Here is a 738-nt window from a genome sequence, read left to right on the forward strand (position 1 = left end):
ATTAAAGCCATCAAGAAGGCTTTGGACCGAATAACATCATGAATCTGGAAATTAGTAGAAATCGGCTAATTATTTCATAGAGGGGAAGTCAAATTGCAAAGACGGCAACGATTATATTCATAATAATCGTTGCCGTCTTTTTATATATTTACTATAATAGAATCAAGGAATTTACTAATGTACTTATTATAGTCCTAGATCTATGAAAACAGGTGATGACATGAAATACTACAGCCGCTTAAAGACGCTTCGGTTGGAAGCAAGGCTTTCTCAGGCCGACGTGGCAAAAATCTTGAAGTGTTCACAAGTTGGATACGGCATGTATGAATTGGGGAAACGGAAGATCCCCGTAGAAAAGTTGATCCAGCTGGCAAGGCTGTACCACACCTCACTCGATTACATTGCCGGATTGACAGATGAACGGGAACCACGCCCAAAACATCGGGAGGACGATACTAGTTTGTAGTACGGAGTTTATAGTTTGTAGCAGATGGTTTTTAAATTTAAAACCCATCCGCTAACCCCTAACTGCTAGCCACTAACCACTTAAAAGGGGCTGTCGCATTAAGCCATTTCGGCTTTGTGCGACAGCTCTCTTTTTTTTATTCTATTTCATCGTTCTATTCTCTTTTTTTAGCTAAACGTAAAAAAGGTACACGAAACAGACCGGCCATCCAGTCGGCAAAAAACGTGTGCCTTTGCTATGTATATGGTTATTCAAGCACTCTTTTTCACTGA

At 40.1% G+C, this 738-nt stretch carries 1 protein-coding gene; it reads left to right on the top strand.

Features of this window, described 5'->3' with window-relative positions; genetic code table 11:
• Window positions 1-202 precede the first annotated feature (202 nt).
• Complete coding sequence (locus tag NM10_RS12470) at window positions 203-466, top strand: helix-turn-helix domain-containing protein (protein ID WP_232501472.1); 264 nt, start codon at window positions 203-205, stop codon at window positions 464-466.
• Window positions 467-738: the final 272 nt, after the last annotated feature.

Origin of the sequence: Megasphaera sp. NM10, assembly GCF_000417505.1 — a bacterium.
GTDB classification, from domain to species: domain Bacteria; phylum Bacillota; class Negativicutes; order Veillonellales; family Megasphaeraceae; genus Megasphaera; species Megasphaera intestinihominis.